The 18,966-nt window shown below is 71.7% G+C and carries 15 protein-coding genes and 1 tRNA gene; 6 read left to right on the top strand and 10 right to left on the bottom strand.

Features of this window, described 5'->3' with window-relative positions; all coding sequences use genetic code 11:
* Positions 1-123 precede the first annotated feature (123 nt).
* Together ACZ607_RS30170 and ACZ607_RS30165 are read right to left on the bottom strand one after the other, a co-directional pair.
* A complete protein-coding gene (locus ACZ607_RS30170) occupies positions 124-2,022 on the bottom strand; it encodes an SPFH domain-containing protein (protein ID WP_469739883.1) in 1,899 nt (632 codons plus the stop codon).
* Between the two features lie 37 nt (positions 2,023-2,059).
* Positions 2,060-3,337, bottom strand: coding sequence for a peptidoglycan-binding protein (locus tag ACZ607_RS30165; protein ID WP_469739881.1), 1,278 nt, complete (start codon positions 3,335-3,337; stop codon positions 2,060-2,062).
* Between the two features lie 169 nt (positions 3,338-3,506).
* Here ACZ607_RS30165 and ACZ607_RS30160 point away from each other — a divergent pair.
* The 3 genes from ACZ607_RS30160 (at position 3,507) to glxA (ending at position 7,732) form a co-directional block, all read left to right on the top strand.
* Positions 3,507-3,580 (top strand) — tRNA-Lys (locus ACZ607_RS30160).
* 319 nt (positions 3,581-3,899) lie between these two features.
* Entirely contained in the window at positions 3,900-5,801 is a 1,902-nt protein-coding gene (locus tag ACZ607_RS30155; RefSeq protein WP_469739879.1) for a glycosyltransferase family 2 protein, read from the top strand.
* Entirely contained in the window at positions 5,798-7,732 is a 1,935-nt protein-coding gene (gene glxA, locus ACZ607_RS30150) for a radical copper oxidase GlxA (protein WP_469739877.1), read from the top strand. Before ACZ607_RS30155 ends, glxA begins: the two co-directional genes overlap by 4 nt.
* A gap of 51 nt (positions 7,733-7,783) precedes the next feature.
* Here glxA and ACZ607_RS30145 read toward each other — a convergent pair whose 3' ends face one another.
* From ACZ607_RS30145 to ACZ607_RS30120, 6 genes are all read right to left on the bottom strand, one after another.
* Complete coding sequence (locus ACZ607_RS30145) at positions 7,784-8,797, bottom strand: glycoside hydrolase family 6 protein (RefSeq protein ID WP_469739875.1); 1,014 nt, start codon at positions 8,795-8,797, stop codon at positions 7,784-7,786.
* A gap of 284 nt (positions 8,798-9,081) precedes the next feature.
* Entirely contained in the window at positions 9,082-9,807 is a 726-nt protein-coding gene (locus ACZ607_RS30140) for a class F sortase (protein ID WP_469739873.1), read from the bottom strand.
* A 1-nt stretch (position 9,808) separates the two neighbouring features.
* Positions 9,809-10,354: a hypothetical protein gene (locus ACZ607_RS30135; RefSeq protein ID WP_469739871.1), complete on the bottom strand. Its 546-nt coding sequence runs from the start codon at positions 10,352-10,354 to the stop codon at positions 9,809-9,811.
* A gap of 66 nt (positions 10,355-10,420) precedes the next feature.
* On the bottom strand, positions 10,421-11,215 hold the full coding sequence (locus tag ACZ607_RS30130; protein ID WP_365887686.1) for an HAD-IIA family hydrolase: 795 nt from the start codon (positions 11,213-11,215) through the stop codon (positions 10,421-10,423).
* A 143-nt stretch (positions 11,216-11,358) separates the two neighbouring features.
* Positions 11,359-12,222 (bottom strand): hypothetical protein, encoded by an 864-nt coding sequence (locus ACZ607_RS30125; protein WP_469739868.1) that lies wholly within the window; start codon positions 12,220-12,222, stop codon positions 11,359-11,361.
* Positions 12,223-12,499: 277 nt separating this feature from the next.
* Complete coding sequence (locus ACZ607_RS30120) at positions 12,500-13,612, bottom strand: ROK family transcriptional regulator (RefSeq protein ID WP_469739866.1); 1,113 nt, start codon at positions 13,610-13,612, stop codon at positions 12,500-12,502.
* Between the two features lie 74 nt (positions 13,613-13,686).
* Here ACZ607_RS30120 and ACZ607_RS30115 point away from each other — a divergent pair, with 74 nt between their 5' ends.
* Both ACZ607_RS30115 and ACZ607_RS30110 read left to right on the top strand, forming a co-directional pair.
* Positions 13,687-14,808, top strand: a complete 1,122-nt coding sequence (locus tag ACZ607_RS30115; RefSeq protein ID WP_469739863.1) for a Gfo/Idh/MocA family oxidoreductase — start codon at positions 13,687-13,689, stop codon at positions 14,806-14,808.
* Positions 14,805-15,284 carry a heme-degrading domain-containing protein gene (locus tag ACZ607_RS30110; protein ID WP_099172794.1) on the top strand — a complete coding sequence of 160 codons (480 nt, stop codon included), beginning with the start codon at positions 14,805-14,807 and terminating at the stop codon, positions 15,282-15,284. The genes ACZ607_RS30115 and ACZ607_RS30110 overlap by 4 nt, the downstream gene beginning before the upstream one ends.
* A 55-nt stretch (positions 15,285-15,339) precedes the next feature.
* Here ACZ607_RS30110 and ACZ607_RS30105 read toward each other — a convergent pair whose 3' ends face one another.
* Positions 15,340-16,200 (bottom strand): fumarylacetoacetate hydrolase family protein, encoded by an 861-nt coding sequence (locus tag ACZ607_RS30105; protein WP_469739859.1) that lies wholly within the window; start codon positions 16,198-16,200, stop codon positions 15,340-15,342.
* 249 nt (positions 16,201-16,449) lie between these two features.
* Between ACZ607_RS30105 and ACZ607_RS30100 the strand changes: the two genes are divergently transcribed.
* On the top strand, positions 16,450-18,153 hold the full coding sequence (locus tag ACZ607_RS30100; RefSeq protein ID WP_469739857.1) for a hypothetical protein: 1,704 nt from the start codon (positions 16,450-16,452) through the stop codon (positions 18,151-18,153).
* 19 nt (positions 18,154-18,172) lie between these two features.
* On the opposite strand, the gene ACZ607_RS30095 is transcribed toward ACZ607_RS30100, so the two are convergent.
* On the bottom strand, positions 18,173-18,946 hold the full coding sequence (locus tag ACZ607_RS30095; protein ID WP_469739855.1) for a YidC/Oxa1 family membrane protein insertase: 774 nt from the start codon (positions 18,944-18,946) through the stop codon (positions 18,173-18,175).
* Positions 18,947-18,966 lie beyond the last annotated feature (20 nt).

Here is an 18,966-nt window from a genome sequence, read left to right as displayed (position 1 = left end):
ATCCGAGCTGTACTGCGCGCATCTGTGCGGTCTAGACCAAGTCCAGATTATTGACGCGGCATGAACATGTCCAGACCAATGTGGACCGGGTTTCAGCACGCCTTCTCGTGCAAGCGGCGGCGGTCAGGCCCCTTCCCCACCGCTGCGGCCGGTGTAGAAGGCCACCGTCAGATCCCTGACCAGGGCCTTGTGTTCGTAGGTGTCGAGCTCCACGATGCCGCGCGCGGTCAGCCGGCCGACCGTGTCGTCCACCGCGTCGACCACGGAGGTCAGCACCCCGTCCCGGTGCTTGGCGTCGATGGCCGCCACACGGCACCGCTGCATCGCCGCCGCGACCTCGGGGGCGTACTCGATCATGGTCGGCTGCGCGGAGTAGATCTCGATGCCGGCGGGCGCGCAGTCCGCCCTCAGCATGCGGGTCAGCGCGTCGCCCACGGCCTCCGCGTCGCGCAGGGTGCGGGTCGTCTCCTCCAGGAAGGCGTCGGCGGGCAGCTGCGAAAGGACCCTGGCCAGGGCGGCCTCCACCTGGTCGCGCAGGTACCCCTCGTGGTCCGCGACCCCGAGCGTGGCCCGCGCGGTGTCCTGCACCCGCCATACGACGAGGACCACGGCCCGCAGCGCGGTACCGCTCGCGTCCACGGCGGCGAGCGGCTCACTGCGCCAGTGCCGCAGGCGTACGTCGATCCGGCGGCGGAGCAGGAGCGGGGAGATCCAGAGCAGCCCGGTGCGCCGGACACTGCCGCGGTAGTCGCCGAAGAGCGTCAGCACCGAGGCGTGCCCGGCCCTGCCCCGGCCGAGACCGAGCAGCGCGAACAGCGCCACCGCCACGACCAGCGCGAGCACCGCCCACACCCCGGCGCCGATGCCGTCGTACGGGCGTTCCGCGAGCCCGAACCGGCCGGTCACCGCGGTGGGCAGCGCGCCCTGCCACCACAGTGCGCCGAGTCCGGCGGCGACCACCGCCCCGGCGGTGGACAGCGCGGCCCAGCCGGGCAGTACGGGGCCGGGCCGCTCGGTGAGCCGGGGGTCGGCGAGGGGCGCGGGCCGGGCGGGCCTCTGCTGCGTGCGGGGGGAGCGGGGCAGGGGCGGGCGACGCTCGCCGGACCGCCGCGCGGTGCCGGTGCCGCCCCCCGTGCCGGTGGGGCCGGCCGGACGGATGTCCTGGTCGTCGTCGCGGAAGAGCAGGTGGACGGGGATGGGGGCGGTGGTCTCGGTGGAGATGACGGGCTGCCTGCGCCCGGCCCCCCACCAGGCGACCGGGTCCGCGGCACCGACGGTGAGCGTCACGGGTGCGCCCTCACCGCCGCCGGCCGGCGGGATCTCGTCGGCCGCATGCTTCAGGAGGACCGGCGCCCCGGCCCCCGGGCCCACGGGCACGGCCACCTCGTCCGCCCCGACGCCCGCTTCGAGCACCGGGCTCGCGTCGCCCACCACCTCGGACGACGCCTCCGACGCCCTTGGGCCACGCGCCGCGTCCGCGTCCAGCGGCTCAGGGGCGCGCACCGGGTCCGGGTCGAGGTCCAGCGGCTCAGCCCCACGGCCCGCGTCCGCGTCCGCGTCCGGGGCCAGACCCAGGTCCAGGTCCAGGTCCAGCGGCCCGGGTTCACGCACCGGTTCCGTGCCCGCGGCCGGGTCCGGCCGGTCCTCCTCCGGGGCCTGCGCCAGAGGGTCCCGTACGGGAGGGGGCTCAGGCAGCTCCGGGACCGGGTCCGGGATCACCGGTGCGGGGTCCGACCCCCGCTCCGTACGCGGGCCGGGGTCCGGGTCCGGGCCGAGGCCAAGGACCATCGGTCCACCCCCTTCACCCGGTGCCGCCCGGCCCACCCCGGCGACCGCGTCCAAGGCCGGGCCCAGGTCCGCCGGGATGTCGTCCTCCACCACCGGAGCCGCACCCGCACCCGCACCCGGACCCCCCGTGTCCTCGGCCCGCGCCTCCCCCACACCGGGGCCGGGCACGATCACCCGCGTGTCCCGCTCGCCCAGCTCGTCCCACTCGCCCCGCACGTTCTCCGTCGATCGCATTCCCGCCTCCGTCATGTCCGTACCGTCGCTTCACCCGTCACGCGAAGAGCCGTCGCCATGTCTCCGGCCCCGGGTATCCGTCCGCCGCGCTCCCGCTCCAGCCCTGCGCGCGCTGGAATGCCTGGACGTTGCGGCGGTCCGCCTCCGTCCACCGCGGTCCGGGGCCGGTCACGTAGTGCGTGCCGTATCCCTTCTTCACCAGCTGCGCGCCGAGGCGCCGGACGTGGCTGCTGGACTGCCCCGGCCGGAAGACGCTCTTCCCCGGGTACGCCACGGTCCCGCCCGGGGCCTGGCCGGCGGCCGGGATCCTGTGCCCGGTGCCCTTGAGCAGCAGGCTCCAGGTGCCCGGGCCGGGGATGCCGTCCGCGTCCTTGCCCTTCCACCCCTGCGCCAGCTGGAACGCCTGGGTCGCGCGCTTGTCCGCGTCGCTCCAGCGCGGCCCCGCGCCCCGCGTGTAGAAGCGCTTGCCGCCCTGGGCGATGAGCAGCTGCCCCAGCCGGGTCACGTGCGCGTTGTCGGCGCCGGGGCCGAATGTCGCGGCGCCGGGGAACGTGGTGGCCGACCCGCTGCCGCCCGCACCGCTGACGATGCCCTTGTAGCGGTAGGCCACGTACTTCGAGGAGTTGCTCCAGTACGCCATCGGCGTCGTCGCCGCCCGCGCGTTCGGGCGGGTCTGCTCGTACGCGAGGTAGTGGGTGTGGGTGTGGTCGGTCCAGCCGCCGAAGACCGTGACGTGCGACCCCACTGCGGGGTCGGCCAGGTTGTGGAAGAGGAGGATGTCGCCGGGCTGCAGGTCGGCCCGGGCGATCTTCGTCCCGAAGGCGGCGAGGCTGCCGGTCCACTCGTTGCTGCCGAGGTTCCAGGCCATGGACACGAAGCCCGAGCAGTCCTGCCGGTAGCCGTCCGACCAGTACGCCGCCATGTCGTACGGGACCTTGGCCGTGACCCACTTCTTGGCGCGGTTGATGATCTCGGTCCGGGTCGTCGTGCGCGCCGTGTCCGGGGCGGAGGGCGGACCGGAGGCCCCGTCGCCGATCAGGGGCCCCACCTGGCCCTGGGGGGTGACCGGCTGCGGGTCGGTCACCGTGCCGCCGCGGGTATCGCGTCCTGCGGCGGCCGCGGCGGCCTGGGCCGCCCCGCAGGACAGGACGACCCCGGCCGCGGTGACCAGCACCAGCGCCCGCCGCGCACCGTGGGCGGCGGGGTGGCCGCCGTGGCGTACGGGCAGGGCGGCGGCCGTACGGCGACGCTGCGCGCAGCCCGGGCAACCGCAGTCGGCGGCGGGTTCGTACTCCTCGAAGACCGGCACAGTCATGCGACTCCTCTTCCTCTCGGCAGGCGTCCAGATCTTCCACATCTCAACTTTCCCGGCATAGCTCATGGTGACGGACTAAAGGGAAAAAACGACCATCCGACAGGCCGGACCGGAGAGGAATTGGTCAGGAGCACCCTCGGGCATCGGGTAAAGTTCTCCAGGTCAGCAGGCGCCGTTAGCTCAGTTGGTTAGAGCAGCTGACTCTTAATCAGCGGGTCCGGGGTTCGAGTCCCTGACGGCGCACGCAAGAGCGAGGCCCCTTCACCGAGAGTGAAGGGGCCTCGCTTGCTTTCTCCGGGCGGGAGAGCGCCCCCGGAGCGCCTTTCGCCACCCCTGCGCGCCTCCTTCACGGTATTCCCTCAAATCGCACGTATGGCGGGTAAACAGCCTGTTTCGCCCTTGCGTTCACGCCGCGAATCGGACAACCTGACGGGGTGTCGTCCGGGGATCCGTGGATTCCCCGGCCGGGGGAACGACGATCGGCTATCGCGCGGGGTGGGGACCCCGCCGGCTTACGCACGGAAAGAGTTCACGCAGCGTCGCTGCGTGCGGGGGGATGACCATGACGTCGACGCCGTCAGGCGACCGGCAGCACCACGACCCTGCCCACACGGTTCAGCTGCGGCTGCCTCCGCAGCCGCGGAGATCGAGACGGCAGGCGAAGAAGGCCCTGCCGCGCTACGACTACGAGCACTACAGCCGGCTCGCCGGGCCCCTGACCCAGCCCGACCCCGGCCGGCCGTACCGGGTGCGCTACCGCTCGCTCCTCTCCCAGGAGACCCACCGGATACGCGCGGCCCTGCTGCTGGGCGCCGCGCCGCTGGTCTCGCTGGGTCTCTTCGTCTGGCTCATGCAGCCCGGCCACTGGACCGAACGCGATCCGAACCTCAAGAACGACACGCTGCTCGTCCTCGACATCGTGATGCTGGTGTCGATCGGCCTCATCGAGCTCTTCCGCACGATGAACGTCCTGTCCAACGCGCACGCCACGCTGGTCGCCCGCGACCCCGTGCCCGTCATACCGGAGAGCGGCACACGGGTCGCCTTCCTCACCTCCTTCGTCCCGGGCAAGGAGCCCCTGGAGATGGTGACGAAGACGCTGGAGGCCGCCGTCCGCATCCGGCACCGGGGGCAGATGCACGTCTGGCTGCTCGACGAGGGCGACGACCCCGCCGTGAAGGAGGTCTGCGCCCGGCTGGGTGTGCACCACTTCTCCCGCAAGGGCGTCGCCCACTGGAACCAGGCGAAGGGCCCGCACCGGGCGAAGACGAAGCACGGCAACTACAACGCCTGGCTCGACGCCCACGGTGACGCGTACGACTTCTTCGCCTCGGTCGACACCGACCATGTGCCGCTCCCCAACTACCTGGAGCGGATGCTCGGTTACTTCCGCGACCCGGACATCGGCTTCGTCATCGGCCCACAGGTCTACGGCAACTACGACACCTTCGTCACGAAGGCCGCCGAGTCCCAGCAGTTCCTCTTCCACGCACTGATCCAGCGCGCGGGCAACCGCTACGGCGCCCCGATGTTCGTCGGCACGAGCAACGCCGTACGGATCTCGGCCCTGAAGCAGATCGGCGGCCTCTACGACTCGATCACCGAGGACATGGCCACCGGCTTCGAGATCCACCGCCACCGCAACCCGCTCACCGGGCGGAAGTGGCGCTCGGTCTACACCCCGGACGTCCTGGCCGTCGGCGAGGGGCCGACCGCGTGGACCGACTTCTTCACCCAGCAGCTGCGCTGGTCCCGGGGCACGTACGAGACGATCCTCAAGCAGTACTGGAAGGGCTGGTTCTCCCTCCCGGCGGGCAAGCTCTTCAACTACACGATGATGATCATCTTCTATCCGATGTCGGCCATGAACTGGATCCTCGCCGCCCTGAGCTGCGCCCTGTTCCTCGGCATGGGCGCCTCCGGCGTACAGATCGACCCGGTGATCTGGATGATGCTGTACGGCAACGCCTCGGCGCTCCAGATCGGCCTCTACGTCTGGAACCGCCGCCACAACGTCTCGCCGCACGAGCCCGAGGGGTCCGGCGGGCTCGCCGGCATGGTGATGTCCGCGCTCTCCGCGCCGATCTACGCCCGCTCCCTGATGGACGCGGTGCTGCGGCGCAAGAGCTCGTTCGTGGTGACGCCCAAGGGCGACTCGTCCAGCCCGGACACCCTGTTCGGCACCTTCCGGATCCACCTCTTCTTCATCCTGGTCTTCGGCGGTTCGATCGCCGCGTCCTTCGTCCTCGGGCACAGCCATCCGGCGATGCTCACCTGGGCCTGCCTGGCGCTGCTGATCACCGCCGCACCGATCGTCGGCTGGCGGTACACGGTCCGCGCCGAGCGGAGGAAGCGCCGCGGCGGGCCGCCCGGGCCGGCGCCGGAGCCCGCGCCGCAGCCCGAGCCCGACCGGGCGGGGAACGAAGACACCATGCAGATCGCCCTTGGGGGACGTAACCGATGAAGTACCGTCCGAGCCGCCGTACCCGCCGCCTGGCGATCGGTACGGCGGTGGTTCTGGCGCTCGCGGGGACGAACGGGCCGTGGCTCTACCGCTTCGGCACCGAGCGCTACCACGACTACGCCGTCAACCAGCCGGATTACAAGGCGGAGAACGGCCACTGGGACTTCCTCGACGTCCCCTCCGAGTTCCGCATCAACACGATCCACGCCGCTCTGCTCCACACCGGCAAGGTGCTGCTCGTCGCGGGTTCCGGGAACAACCAGAAGAACTTCGACGCGAAGAGCTTCCGTTCGGTGCTGTGGGACCCGGAGGAGAACACCTACAAGAACATCCCCACGCCGAAGGACATGTTCTGCGCGGGCCACACCCAACTGCCGGACGGGAAGCTCCTCATAGCCGGCGGCACGAAGCGGTACGAGAAGCTGGAGGGCGACGTCACCAAGGCCGGCGGCCTGATGATCGTCCACAACGAGGACCCCGACAAGCCGATCACCCTGCCTGCGGGCACCCGCTTCACCGGGAAGGGCAACGGCAAGTCGTTCGTCTCCAAGGACCCGGTGCTCGTGGAGAAGGCGACCAAGGTCTTCGACAAGGAGACCGGCGCGTTCCTGCGCAACGAGCCCGGGCTCGGCCGGATCTACGTCGAGGCGCAGAAGTCCGGTACGCAGTACGAGACGGGCACCGAGGACAACTACCGGGTCTCGGGGCTCTCCGGCTCGGACTCCCGCAACGTCTACGGCATCGCGCAGAAGCTGGCCCTCGACAAGAAGGACTTCCAGGGCATCAAGGAGGCCTACGAGTTCGACCCGGTGGCCGAGAAGTACATCAGCGTCGACCCGATGAACGAGGCCCGCTGGTATCCGACGCTCACCACCCTGGAGGACGGCAAGGTCCTCTCCCTGTCCGGGCTGGACGAGATCGGGCAGATCGTGCCGGGCAAGGACGAGATCTACGACCCGGAGACCAAGAAGTGGGAGTACACCGGCATCGTCCGGAAGTTCCCCACCTATCCCGCCGTCTTCCTGATGAACAACGGCAAGCTCTTCTACTCCGGCTCCAACGCGGGCTACGGGCCCGCCGACGTGGGCCGCGACCCGGGCGTCTGGGACCTGGAGTCCAACACCTTCGAGAAGATCCCCGGCCTCAGCGACCCGGACAAGATGGAGACCTCGGCGACCGTACGGCTGCCTCCCGCCCAGGACGAGAAGTACATGGTGATCGGCGGCGGCGGGGTCGGTGAGTCCGACAGGTCCAGCGAGAAGTCCCGGCTGGTCGACCTGACGAAGGACGACCCGCGCTTCACGGACGGCGCCAGCCTCTCCGAGGGCACCCGCTACCCGAGCGCGTCCCTCCTCCCCGACGACTCGCTGCTGGTCACCGGCGGCTCCCACGACTACCGGGGGCGCGGCGGTTCGGACATCCTCCAGGCCCGGCTGTACGACGCGAAGTCCGACACCTACAAGCGGGTCGCCGACCCGGCGGTGGGCCGCAACTACCACTCGGGGTCCGTGCTCCTCCCCGACGGCCGGGTCATGATCTTCGGCTCGGACTCCCTGTACGCGGATCAGGCGAACACGCGGCCCGGGACGTTCGAGCAGCGCATCGAGATCTACACACCGCCGTATCTGTACCGCGAGGGGCGGCCGGAGCTGACCGCGGGGCCCAAGCGCATCTCCCGGGGCGGCACGGGGCTGTTCACGACCCAGCACGCCTCGAAGATCACCTCGGCGAAGCTGATGCGCCCGAGCGCGGTCACCCATGTCACGGACACGGACCAGCGGTCGATCGCCCTGGATCTGAAGAAGTCCGCCGACAGCATCACCGTGACGGTCCCGAAGAACCGGGCCCTGGTGCCGTCCGGCTGGTACATGCTCTTCGTCACCGACGCCGACGGGACACCGTCGGAGGGCATGTGGGTGGAGGTCCCGTAGGGACCCCCGGCCGTGGGGGCCCCGGGGCCCCCACCCGTGGGGCCGGCCCGCCTACTTCGTGGCGCGGGCCAGCCCCAGCGCGTACTCGGGCCACCAGTCGCCCGCCTTGGGCCCGCCCTTGCAGTCACCGTCGGACTCGCCGGGACGCTTGATCCAGAGGTACGCGTCCACCAGCTCGTCGCCCGTCTCCGTCGTCGGGGGCTCGCCGAGCGCGCGGCCCGGCGGGTTGCACCAGTTCTCCGCGGGGTCGCCGCCGTCGTACGGGCCGTTGCCGTTACGGCTGGTGTCGATCACGAAGGGCTTGCCGCCCACCTTCGCCGACAGCTGCTTGCCGAACTCCGTGCTCGCGGCGGTCGTCTGGAAGTTGGACACGTTCACCGCGAAGCCGTCCGCCGCCGCGATCCCGGCCCGCCGCAGAGGCTCGAACAGTGCGTCGGGCGACTGCCAGCCCGCGTTGCCCGCGTCCACGTACACCGTGGTGGCGGGCTGCTGCTTCAGACGCTCGACCGCGCCCTTGAGCAAGTCGTACCGCTCCTCGTGGAACTGCTGCGGGGTGCATCCGTCCGCCAGGTGCAGCAGGGCGTCGGGCTCCAGGATCACCGTGGCCCGGCGGTCGCCGATGCCCTTCGCCACGTCGTCCAGCCATGCGCGGTACGCGTCGCCGTCGGCCGCCCCGCCCTTCGAGAACTGGCCGCAGTCCCGGTGCGGGATGTTGTAGAGGACGAGCAGCGCGTCCCGGTCGGCCTTCTCGGCCGCCTCGGTGAAGCCCTTGGCCGCCTCCTGCGGATCGTCCGGGCCGACCCACTCGCCCACCGGCTGCTCCGCGATCTTCCGGATCAGCGCGGCGTTCTCCTTCTCGCCGTCCTTCGTGTACGACGCGACCTGCCGTGCGGCGTTCCCGTCGGGGTTGACCCAGTACGGGTCGTCGCCCTTGGGCCGCTGGTCGATCGCGGCCGGCGCACCCTTGCCCCCGTCGTCGTCGGACGAGGAACACCCGGCCAGCAGCAGCACGGCGGCCGCACCGGCCGCCGCGCCCGCTTTCAGTCCGGTGTAACTGCCGTACATCCACTCCCCCTTGTACTGATGTACTGCCGGTCGAATCCATCCTGGCACAGCGCCCGGAGCCCCGGCCGCCCCCGCCCGGATCCGGACATCCTGCCAAAAACTCTCCGAGGGCCGCGCGCTCGCGGCCTACAGTGGCTTGTCGGTCCGTCCGTACGAACGACCCGACCTCCCGCGACGTGCCCGGGTCACTCCCGCGGCCTGGACACCGCGGTAGAGGACCGGCCCGGCCGGCGACTCCGAGGGGGAGCGGGCGCCGGCCGGGCCAGGTGGTGCCGCGGCTTGCGTCAGGCGCGGCTCCTCACCGCGCTCCCCTCCCCCGCCGCCTGCGCCCCTGATTTCTCCGCCGACTTCTCCGCCGCCTTCTCGGCCGTCAGGTACGCGGAGACGACGACGTTGGCCGTGTACGTATGGGACGTGTGGTCGTACGTGCCGCCGCAGGTGATCAGCCGGAGCTCGGCCCGGCCGTCCTTCCGGGGTCCGTACGCCTTCTGCGCGTCGAAGCGTGCCCGGGTGAAGACCTGGACGTCGTCGATGGTGAACTCGGCCACCTTCCCGTCGTCCCGGCTGACCCGGATCTTCTCGCCCGGCCTCGCGGCGCTGAGTCCGTAGAACACGGCGGGCTCGGTCTCGGTGTCGACATGGCCGACGAAGAGCGCGGCGCCCTCCGTGCCGGGCTCGGTGCCCTCGCCGTACCAGCCGACGGCTCCCGGCGTCGCGAACGGCGGAGGCTCGATCGCGCCCTCGCCGTCGAGTCCGCGCCGTACGACGGTCGCGTCGATCCCGATGGAGGGGATCTCGACGCGCTGCGGTGCGGCGCCGTCCAGCGGATCGTGGGCCGGCGGCAGCGGTGCGCCCAGCGGGCGGCCGACCGCCGCGACGTCACCGGTCGTCGGCGCCGAGTTGCCCGCGGTGGCCGCACGGCCCCACAGCCACAGGCCCAGCAGGAGTACGGCCCACGCGACACCGGTCAGCAGGCGTCCGGTCCCCGCGGGGCGGTCCGGGGCGGACATGTCAGTGCTGCGCCGGACGGCGGCGTCGCGCGCTGCGGAACGCGACGGCGACGGCCGCGACGGCGCCCAGTCCGAGGCCGATCACCGCGTGCCGGGTGCCGGGGCCCTCGTCGGCGGCCTCCTCGGCGAGCACCGCGGTGCCTCCGCCACCGGCCCGCACGGGGGCGACGGGCGACGGGCGGCTGTGATGGACGACGGTGACCGTGCCGGTGGCCTTGCCGTGGCCGTCCTTGCAGGTCACCCAGACCTCGTAGTCGTCCGGGGCGGCGTCGGAGCGGATCCGGGCCTCGGCGACGAGGCCCTTGCCGTCGGCCGGCTCGAAGCGCGCCTCGGACGCGAAGGCCTCGGAGTTGCCCCGGGCCGATCTGCCCTTGCCGCAGGCGTCGGTCCGGAGTTCCACCTCCCCGCCGGGGGAGACACGGGACGGGCTGACCGACACCGTGCCGGCCTTGTCGTCGCTCGCGGGGGCGGCCAGTGCCGCGGACGCGGGAAGGGATATCGCACCGGCCGCGATCGCGGCACAGAACGTGAGGGGCAGTGAACGCATCGTAAACCTCCTGAGGGAAGGTTCACGCGTGGGGCGGCATCCCGCATCCGCTGTAGCCCGGTCGGGTTACGGCAGCGGGAGGTCGACCAGGTCGACGAGGTCCGCGATCGAGTCGACGACCGTGGAGGGCCGGAAGGGGTACCGGTCCATGTCGGCCTCCGTGGTCAGCCCGGTGAGGACCAGGAAGGTCTGCATCCCCGCCTCCAGACCGGCGAGCACGTCGGTGTCCATCCGGTCGCCGATCATCGCGGAGGTCTCCGAGTGGGCGCCGATGGCGTTGAGGCCGGTCCGCATCATCAGCGGGTTGGGCTTGCCCGCGAAGTACGGCGCCTTGCCGGTGGCCTTGGTGATCAGCGCGGCGACCGAGCCGGTCGCGGGCAGCGGGCCCTCGGCGGACGGGCCGGTCTCGTCGGGGTTGGTGCAGATGAAGCGGGCCCCGCCGTTGATCAGCCGGATCGCCTTGGTGAGCGCCTCGAAGCTGTAGGTCCGGGTCTCCCCCAGGACGACGTAGTCGGGCTCGTGGTCGGTGAGGACGTAGCCGATGTCGTGCAGCGCCGTGGTGAGCCCGGCCTCGCCGATGACGTACGCCGTGCCGCGCGGCCGCTGGTCGTCGAGGAACTGGGCGGTGGCCAGCGCGGAGGTCCAGATGTTCTCCACGGGCACGTCCAGGCCCATGCGCTTGAGGCGCGCGTGCAGGTCACGGGCGGTGTAGATGGAGTTGTTGGTGAGGACGAGGAAGGGCAGTCCGGATTCCCGCAGCCGCTTGATGAAGGCATCGGCACCGGGGATCGGCGTTCCCTCGTGGATGAGGACGCCGTCCATGTCGGTCAGCCAGGATTCGATCGGCTTGCGCTCTGCCATGTGACGGGCTCCTGCCGTACGTACTGTGCACCGGGGTGCTGGACGCCGGCGGCACCGCGCTGTGCAGCGCCGACGGTCCCGATATTAGGCCGCCCCGTGCGCCGTACGGAACCTGCTGATCATCCCGGACCCGTACCGCCCGATCAGCGGCGACCGGTGCGCAGACGCCTGGCGTACGTCATGGCCAGGGCTCCGGCGAGGACGAGCGCCCCGGAGGCGAGGCCGGCCCGGAGGGCGCGGGCCTGGCCGGTGCGGGCGAGTTCGGGCACGGGGTCGCCCTCGGCGTCCATGGTGCTGCCGGTGTCCTCGGGCGCGTCGAGGCCGCCCTCGACGATGACGAAGGGGTAGGCCTCCGACTCCCCCACCCAGTCCCCGTCGGAGGCCTTGCCGGCCTGCTCGGCCCGGTCCTGGGCGCTGCGCCGCTGGACGATGGCGGCACGGGCGGTGACCTTGCCGGGCCGGGTGTCGGAGGTGAACGCCATCCGGACCTCGACCGTGACCGTCCTCTTCGCGGGGACGGTGAAGCCGGGGAAGTCGTCGCCCTGCTCCCCGCTGCCGAAGACACCGATCTGCTCGTCGCGGTCGGTGGACTCCCAGCTCACGCGGTGCTCCTCGTCGGGGTGCGCCCGCTCGGTGAACTCCAGCTGGATCTGCTCGGCCGTCAGCGTCCGGTCCTCGTCGGTGAGCACCAGGACGGGGTGGATGGAGTGGCACGGCTCGGCGGTGGTGTTGGTGAGGTCGAGGTACCAGGTCCCGTAGCCGCCGCCGGAGGCGTAGGTGTCGGGGCCGCCGTGGATCCGGGTCTCGATGGGGAAGTTCTCGGCGTCCGGGTCACCGCAGACGGGGAACGCCTCACCGGCGACGGCCACGGTGCCCGCCGGGGCGGTGACGGGGATGGCGATGGCGGCGGGGACACCGAGGCCGGCCGGGACGACCAGGCCTGCGGCCAGTCCGAGCCGGGTCAGGGCGCGGCCGTCGCGCAGCCGTGCGGGGGGTCGGGTCGGCATGGGGGTCACCCTTCGCTGCTCGCGAACGTCCGGGGCGGGGGGGCCGCCGGCCGTTGCGGCGGGGCCCTCGTGTGCCGGTGGGTCTCGGTCCGTGACGCTGCCACGCGTGCGCGAGGGGCCGCCACCTGCCGGCGGCGTACACCGCCCGTTCGGGGGCGGAAATCCCCTCGATCGGCCCCGCCCCACCCTGCGGCGCCCGGCGCCCGGCCGTGCCGTGGGGCCCCCGGCCCCGCCACCCGGCCCCGTTCGTGCCGTGCCGCCCCCGTGCCCCGCTCGCTCAGCCCCGTTCGCCGCCGTCCTCGCCCGCCCTGCCGAAGAGCGGGGCGAGGACCAGTTGGGCCGCCCCTTCGGCGACCGGGCGGTCGCCGCCCCCGGCCACGGTCACCGGTACGGAGGCGGTCACGCCCTCCCGTCGCGCCCGCTCCTCGATGACCGCGCGGACCCCGCGCACATAGGCGTCCTCGTGGGCGGCGACGGTACGCCCGCCGAGGACGACCCGGTCGATGTCGAGCAGCCCGACGAGGTTGGCGGCGCCCGCCCCCAGCACCCTGGCCGCCTCGGCGACGTCACCGCGGCCGGCGGCGGCCAGGCAGAGCGCCTCGACGCAGCCGCGTCCGCCGCAGTCGCACGGGGGGCCGTCCAGCTGGAGGGTCTGGTGGCCGAACTCCCCGGCGCCGGTACGGGCTCCCCGGTGCAGCGCGCCCCCCAGGACGAGACCCGCGCCGAGGCCGGTGCCCAGGTGGAGGTAGGCGAAGTCGGCCTCGGTGCGTTCGCGCAGGGCGAGGCCCAGAGCGGCGGCGTTGGTGTCCTTGTCGACGACGACGGGCAGCCCGGTGTGCGCGGCGAGGGCGTCGCGCAGCGGGTAGCCGTCCCACCGGGGGAAGCCGGTGACCCGGTGCAGCACCCCGCTGCGGTGGTCCAGCGGGCCGGGCAGGGCCGCGCCCACGCCGAAGACCGGCCGGTCCTCCGCCCGGGGGCCCTCTGCCCGTACCGTCTGCACCGCGTGGGCGGCCGTGCCGAGGACCTCGGCGGCGGGGGCTCCGAGGTCCAGCGGGAAGGCGCGGGTGGCGACCGTGGTGCCCGCGAGGTCGGCCAGGACGGCGGTGAGTTCGTCGCGGTCCAGATGGAGCCCGACGGCGTATCCGGCGTCCGGGACCAGTCGCAGGACCGTGCGGGGCTTGCCGCCCGTGGAGGCGAGGCGGCCGGCTTCGGCGGCGAGGCCCTCCGTACGGAGTCTGGCGGTGATCTTGCTGACGGCCTGCGGGGTGAGTCCGGTGCGCTCGGCGAGCTCCAGCCGGCTGATGCCCTGCTCACCGGCGACGCGCAGCAGGTCGAGGACGAGCGACGCGTTGTGGTGGCGCAGAGCCGGCAGGTTCGCCCCGCCGCTCATGCTGTTGCTCCTGTTCACCACCCCATTGTCTCCATCGCTTGCACTTTGGCAACAGCGTTGCTTAAGTGGTTCGCATGACTGCCAACGCTCCACTCCGCGTCGGGCTCGTCGGCTACGGCCTGGCGGGTTCCGTCTTCCACGCCCCGCTGGTCTCCGCGACCGAGGGCCTCGTCCTCGACACGGTCGTCACGTCGAACGAGGAGCGGCAGGCCCAGGCCCGCGCCGAGTTCCCCGGCGTGCGGTTCGCGGCCTCGCCCGACGAGCTGTGGACGCGGGCCGACGAGCTGGACCTGATCGTGATCGCCTCGCCGAACAAGACCCATGTCCCGCTGGCGAGGGCGGCGCTGGAGGCGGGGCTGCCGGTGGTCGTGGACAAGCCGCTCGCCGGCACCGCCGCCGAGGCCCGCGAGCTGGCCACGCTGGCCGCCGAGCGGGGGCTGCTGCTCTCCGTCTTCCAGAACCGCCGCTGGGACAACGACTTCCTCACGCTGGCCGGCCTGATCGAGGAGGGTGAGCTCGGTGAGGTGCAGCGTTTCGAGTCCCGCTTCGAGCGGTGGCGTCCGCAGCTGAAGGGCGGCTGGCGCGAGTCGGGCGACCCGGAGGAGATCGGCGGGCTGCTGTACGACCTGGGCAGCCACGTCGTCGACCAGGCGCTCACGCTGTTCGGGCCCGCGGTGCAGGTGTACGCGGAGTCCGACGTACGCCGCCCGGGTGCGGCGGCCGACGACGACACGTTCATCGCGATCACGCACGCCGGCGGGGTGCGCTCGCATCTGTACGTGAGCGCCACGACGGCGCAGCTCGGCCCGCGCTTCCGGGTGCTCGGCTCGAAGGCGGGCTATGTGAAGTACGGCCTCGACCCGCAGGAGGCCGCCCTGCGCGAGGGCCTGCGTCCGGCGGCCGGCACACCGTGGGGCGAGGAGCCTGAGGAGCTGTGGGGTCGGGTCGGTTCCGGCGAGTCCCCGCTGACCGGCGGCGGCGACCCGGTGCGCACGCGGCCGGGCGACTACCCCGCGTACTACGCCGCCGTGGCGGAAGCCCTGCGCGGCCGGGGCGAGAACCCGGTGACGGCGTGGCAGGCAGCCGCCGCACTGGACGTCCTGGAGGCGGCCCGGCGCTCGGCCCGCGAGGGCGTGTCCGTGACCCTCCTCCCCCATCACGACCTCGACCGTCACGACGAGGAGAAGCCCGCATGAGCCCCAGTGCTCCGACCATCTCCGAGCTGATCGCGCAGGAGCGGCGTCTGACGCTGCCGCACTTCGGCTACGACGACGCGTACGCGCTGGGCGGGCTGCTGGTCACGCTGGCCCGTGAGCGGCACGCCCCGGTCGCGATCGACATCCGGCGCGGCGGCCAGCAGCTGTTCCACGCCGCGCTGCCGGGTTCGAGCGCGGACAACGACGCCTGGATCGACCGTAAGCGCCGGGTGGTGGAGCGGTACGGCGAGAGCTCCTACCTGGTCGGTACGCGGTTCCGGGCGAAGGGCACCACGTTCGAGGAGTCCTCGCGGCTGGACCTGGACACGTACGCGGCGCACGGCGGCTCGTTCCCGATCGCCGTGGAGGGTGCCGGCGTGATCGGCTCGGTCACCGTGTCGGGACTGCCGCAGGCCGAGGACCACGCTCTGGTGGTGGAGGCCCTGGAGCGCTTCACCACGCGCCCCCAGGCCTGACGCCGGAGCGGGGGCGGGCCCACCGGGTGCTTTCGGTGGGCCCGCCCCCGCACGTCTACGCGTCCTTCAGTTCCTGGCGCTGACGTCCGAGCCCTTCGACCTCCAGCTCCACGACGTCCCCGGCGCGGAGGTACGGCTTCGGCTCCGGCCGGCCCATGGCGACGCCCGCCGGGGTACCGGTGTTGATGACGTCGCCCGGGTGGAGCGTCATGAAGTGGCTCAGATAGCGCACGACCTCGCCGACCGGGAAGATCTGCTCGGCCGTGGTGCCGTCCTGCTTCAGCTCCCCGTTGACCCACAGCCTCAGCGGCAGTGCCTGCGGGTCGGGCACCTCGTCCGCGGTGACGAGCCAGGGGCCCAGCGGGTTGAACGTCTCGCAGTTCTTGCCCTTGTCCCAGGTGCCGCCGCGCTCGATCTGGAACTCCCGCTCGGAGACGTCGTGCGAGGTCGCGTATCCGGCGACGTGCCCGAGCGCCTCCTCGGCGGAGTCCAGATAGCGCGCGGTGCGGCCGATGACGACCGCGAGCTCGACCTCCCAGTCGGTCTTCCGGCTGCGGCGCGGCACCAGCACCGTGTCCTCGGGGCCGACGACGGTGTCGGGGGCCTTGAAGAACAGGATCGGCTCCTGCGGGATCGCCGCCCCGGTCTCGGCCGCGTGGTCGTGGTAGTTCAGCCCGATGCACACGATCTTGCCGATCCGCCCGAGAGGCGGTCCGATCCGCAGCCCGTCCGCGGCCAGCGGAGGCAGGACGTCGGGCGTCTGCGCCGCCTCCCGTACGCGCGCCAGCGCCGAGGCATCGGCGAGGAGCTCGCCGTCGATGTCGGCGACCAGGCCCGAAAGGTCACGCAAAGTGCCGTTCCGGTCCAGCAGCGCGGGGCGCTCGGAGCCCGCCGTACCCACTCGAAGAAGCTTCAACGGTCCATCTCCCCTTGGTCGAGATCGAGCCCGTCGGTGGGTTGCGGCCAGCGAAAGGCTCGGTCGATCCTCCAAGACATCCGATCACTCCGCAAGACCCTGTTCACACCCTGGACCGTGACCACCTCTCACCCTTTGGGCCCCGGTATGGGCCTGCGGACCCTGGAAGTGGGCCCCCTCCGCGCCGTTATGGTGCGATCCCGGCGAACGTACGGCCCGGGACCCGGACGAGCCACGACGAGGTGACGCGTGAAGCACGACGACCGGACGGCCCGCGGCGTACGTACGGGCACGGGGCAGGCGTCGATCGAACATCTGGGAATGGTGGGGACGGTCGCCGTGGTGGTCACCGCACTGCTCGCCACCGGCATCGGCGGCGAGATCTCCACCGCCGTCTCCCAGCAGATCTGCCGGCTGGTGAAGATCAGCGAGGGGGGCGACGGCCTCGAATGCCTCGATGACAACGATGTCAGCGAGGCGGGGGGTGCCGATGACGCCGGCACCACTCCTGACGGCGAACCGAGCGAGCCCCCGGACACGGACTCCGAGCCCGGATCCGGCTCCGGGGAGGACGGGGACGACATCACCACCGCCTCGGACGGCGCATCGGACGGCGCCTCCGACGACCACGACGGGAACGCGCTGCCCAGCCTGTGCTTCGAACCCCGGGAGCGGGTATCGAGCTCGGACGCCCAGGGGAAGCTCCTGACCGAGGACGGCCTCGATCAGCTCGGGCGCGGCGAGCTCGCCGGGGTCGGCGCCGTCGCGGCGATCAACTGGTCGTTCGACTATCTGGTCGACTTCATCGTGACGAAGATCGACAACGAGAAGAACAAGGAGAAGAGGGTCAAGAAGGCGCTCGACGACCTCGCCTACTGCCTGCCCGACTACAACATCGTCATCGCCCAGCCGCATGAGGGAAATCTGCAGCAGATGGACGGCGCGGCGATGATCGAGACGGTCGAGATCAGCGGCACGACGTATCGGGTCTACGCCTTCAGGACCGGAAAGTTCACCTGGGCGGACGATGCCGACCTCGGCTGGAAGAACCGGGGTTTCCACGGCTATTACGACATCAGTGACGACCGCCGCACGGTCACGTTCGACGAGCCTCCCCGGCCCAAGCGCAAGGAGGGCTGGAAGCCCGGTGACGAGGGCTGCCAGATCGAGGGCGCCGAGCTCCCCGACCGGAGCCGCTACTACGACACGTACTCGCCCCTGGACTCGGACGCCTCGGCCCAGGCGGTGCGGATGCTGGTCAACGACATGCGGCGCTGCTTCCCCGACTACAACGTGGTCGCGATGCACTCGGAGCAGAAGTCCCACTGGGCCGACGAGCCGGAGACCCTCGTCCACGAGGGCAGGTACCGGCTGAATTCCCCCGAATTCCACGAGGAGGAGGAAGGCGACGACATCTCCTCGGGGCGGGCCGTCTTCGATGTGTACGTCTTCGACAAGGGCACGTTCAGCAACGACGGCGACGGCGGTTACATCAACTGGGCCCTTTACGGCGATGTCACCCGCGACGGGATGAAGGCGACCTTCGAGCAGCCGGAGCCCGCCGACCTGGATGCCGATTCCATCTCCAACGGCACGGAATCGGTCAATTTCAACGACGGTGCGCCGAAATACACGGACGGGGGCCCGTATCCCGGGACCGACTATTCCGGAAAGGTGCCGAAGGACAAGGCCGAGCTGACGCATTCGCTGCTCGACGCGTACAGCCGCAGTTTCCCCGACAGGAACATCTTCACGGCCAAGTCCTTCAACGAGCTGTCCTTCTCCGGGGTGTCCGGCCTGGAGCACCTCGCGGTGGTGGACGGTGTCGACGTGTTCGCCATCGACGACGGGACCATCGCCAACAACGGTGACGGGGGCTGGAAGAACTGGGGCTTCACCGGCGACTTCACGTACGACGAGGACAAGAAGAAGGTCACCTTCAACGGCCGGTGAAGGCCCCGCGGCCCACCCCCTACGGCGCGGCGGCCAGGGCGGGCTCCGCCGCCGGGGCCGTCTCCCGGTAGAGGTAGGCGCGCTCGACGGCGGTCCAGGTGGTGCTGGTGATGATGTAGAGCGCGGCGGCGAGCGGCACGTAGGCGACGGAGACGAGGGTCAGGAAGGACATCAGCGGCATGACCTTCGTCATCGCGCCCATGCCGGGCACGGGCTGTCCGTCCGGGCCGGTGGCCGGTGTCATCGGGTTCGCGGCCATCTGGCGCTTGGTGCGTCCGTAGTTGAAGGTGGCGACGGCCGCGACGATCGCGAAGAGGGCGAGGTAGACCAGCCCCTGCTGTCCGAAGACCCCGCCGTCGGCGAGCGCGTTGTGCCAGCGCTCGCCGAGCGGGGCCCCGAAGAGCTCGTGGCCGAGCAGCGCGTTGGGGTCGCCGCCGATCCGCCGGCTGGAGAAGAGGTGGTAGAGCAGGAAGAAGGCCGGCATCTGGAGCAGGCTCGGCAGGCAGCCGGAGAGGGGCGAGACCTTCTCCTTCGCGTGGAGCTCCATGAGCGCCTTCTGCATCCGGTCGGGGTTCTTGGCGTGCTTCTTGCGCAGCTCGGCGATCTGCGGCTGGAGCTTGGTGCGGGCCTTCTGCCCGCGTGCCGCCGCCCGCGAGAGGGGGTGGACGGCGAGCCGTACGAGCGCGGTGAACAGGACGATCGCGGCGGCGGTGGAAGCGCCCTGGAAGAGGGGCTGGAGCAGATCGGCGAACGCGCCGACCAGGCTCGCGAAAGCGGACATGAACGCGGACATGGGTGAGCCCTCCGGGGGTC

Source organism: Streptomyces sp. NPDC104381 (assembly GCF_055583745.1).
Note: the sequence above shows the minus strand (reverse complement) of the source record. Positions and strands in the feature narration are given on the sequence as shown.

Bases quoted from the DNA above. Each gene is read 5' to 3' on its own strand.
- ACZ607_RS30170 (WP_469739883.1), bottom strand. From the start codon at position 2,022: ATGCGATCGACGGAGAACGTGCGGGGCGAGTGGGACGAGCTGGGCGAG.
- ACZ607_RS30165 (WP_469739881.1), bottom strand. From the start codon at position 3,337: ATGACTGTGCCGGTCTTCGAGGAGTACGAACCCGCCGCCGACTGCGGT.
- ACZ607_RS30155 (WP_469739879.1), top strand. From the start codon at position 3,900: ATGACGTCGACGCCGTCAGGCGACCGGCAGCACCACGACCCTGCCCAC.
- glxA (WP_469739877.1), top strand. From the start codon at position 5,798: ATGAAGTACCGTCCGAGCCGCCGTACCCGCCGCCTGGCGATCGGTACG.
- ACZ607_RS30145 (WP_469739875.1), bottom strand. From the start codon at position 8,797: ATGTACGGCAGTTACACCGGACTGAAAGCGGGCGCGGCGGCCGGTGCG.
- ACZ607_RS30140 (WP_469739873.1), bottom strand. From the start codon at position 9,807: ATGTCCGCCCCGGACCGCCCCGCGGGGACCGGACGCCTGCTGACCGGT.
- ACZ607_RS30135 (WP_469739871.1), bottom strand. From the start codon at position 10,354: ATGCGTTCACTGCCCCTCACGTTCTGTGCCGCGATCGCGGCCGGTGCG.
- ACZ607_RS30130 (WP_365887686.1), bottom strand. From the start codon at position 11,215: ATGGCAGAGCGCAAGCCGATCGAATCCTGGCTGACCGACATGGACGGC.
- ACZ607_RS30125 (WP_469739868.1), bottom strand. From the start codon at position 12,222: ATGCCGACCCGACCCCCCGCACGGCTGCGCGACGGCCGCGCCCTGACC.
- ACZ607_RS30120 (WP_469739866.1), bottom strand. From the start codon at position 13,612: ATGAGCGGCGGGGCGAACCTGCCGGCTCTGCGCCACCACAACGCGTCG.
- ACZ607_RS30115 (WP_469739863.1), top strand. From the start codon at position 13,687: ATGACTGCCAACGCTCCACTCCGCGTCGGGCTCGTCGGCTACGGCCTG.
- ACZ607_RS30110 (WP_099172794.1), top strand. From the start codon at position 14,805: ATGAGCCCCAGTGCTCCGACCATCTCCGAGCTGATCGCGCAGGAGCGG.
- ACZ607_RS30095 (WP_469739855.1), bottom strand. From the start codon at position 18,946: ATGTCCGCGTTCATGTCCGCTTTCGCGAGCCTGGTCGGCGCGTTCGCC.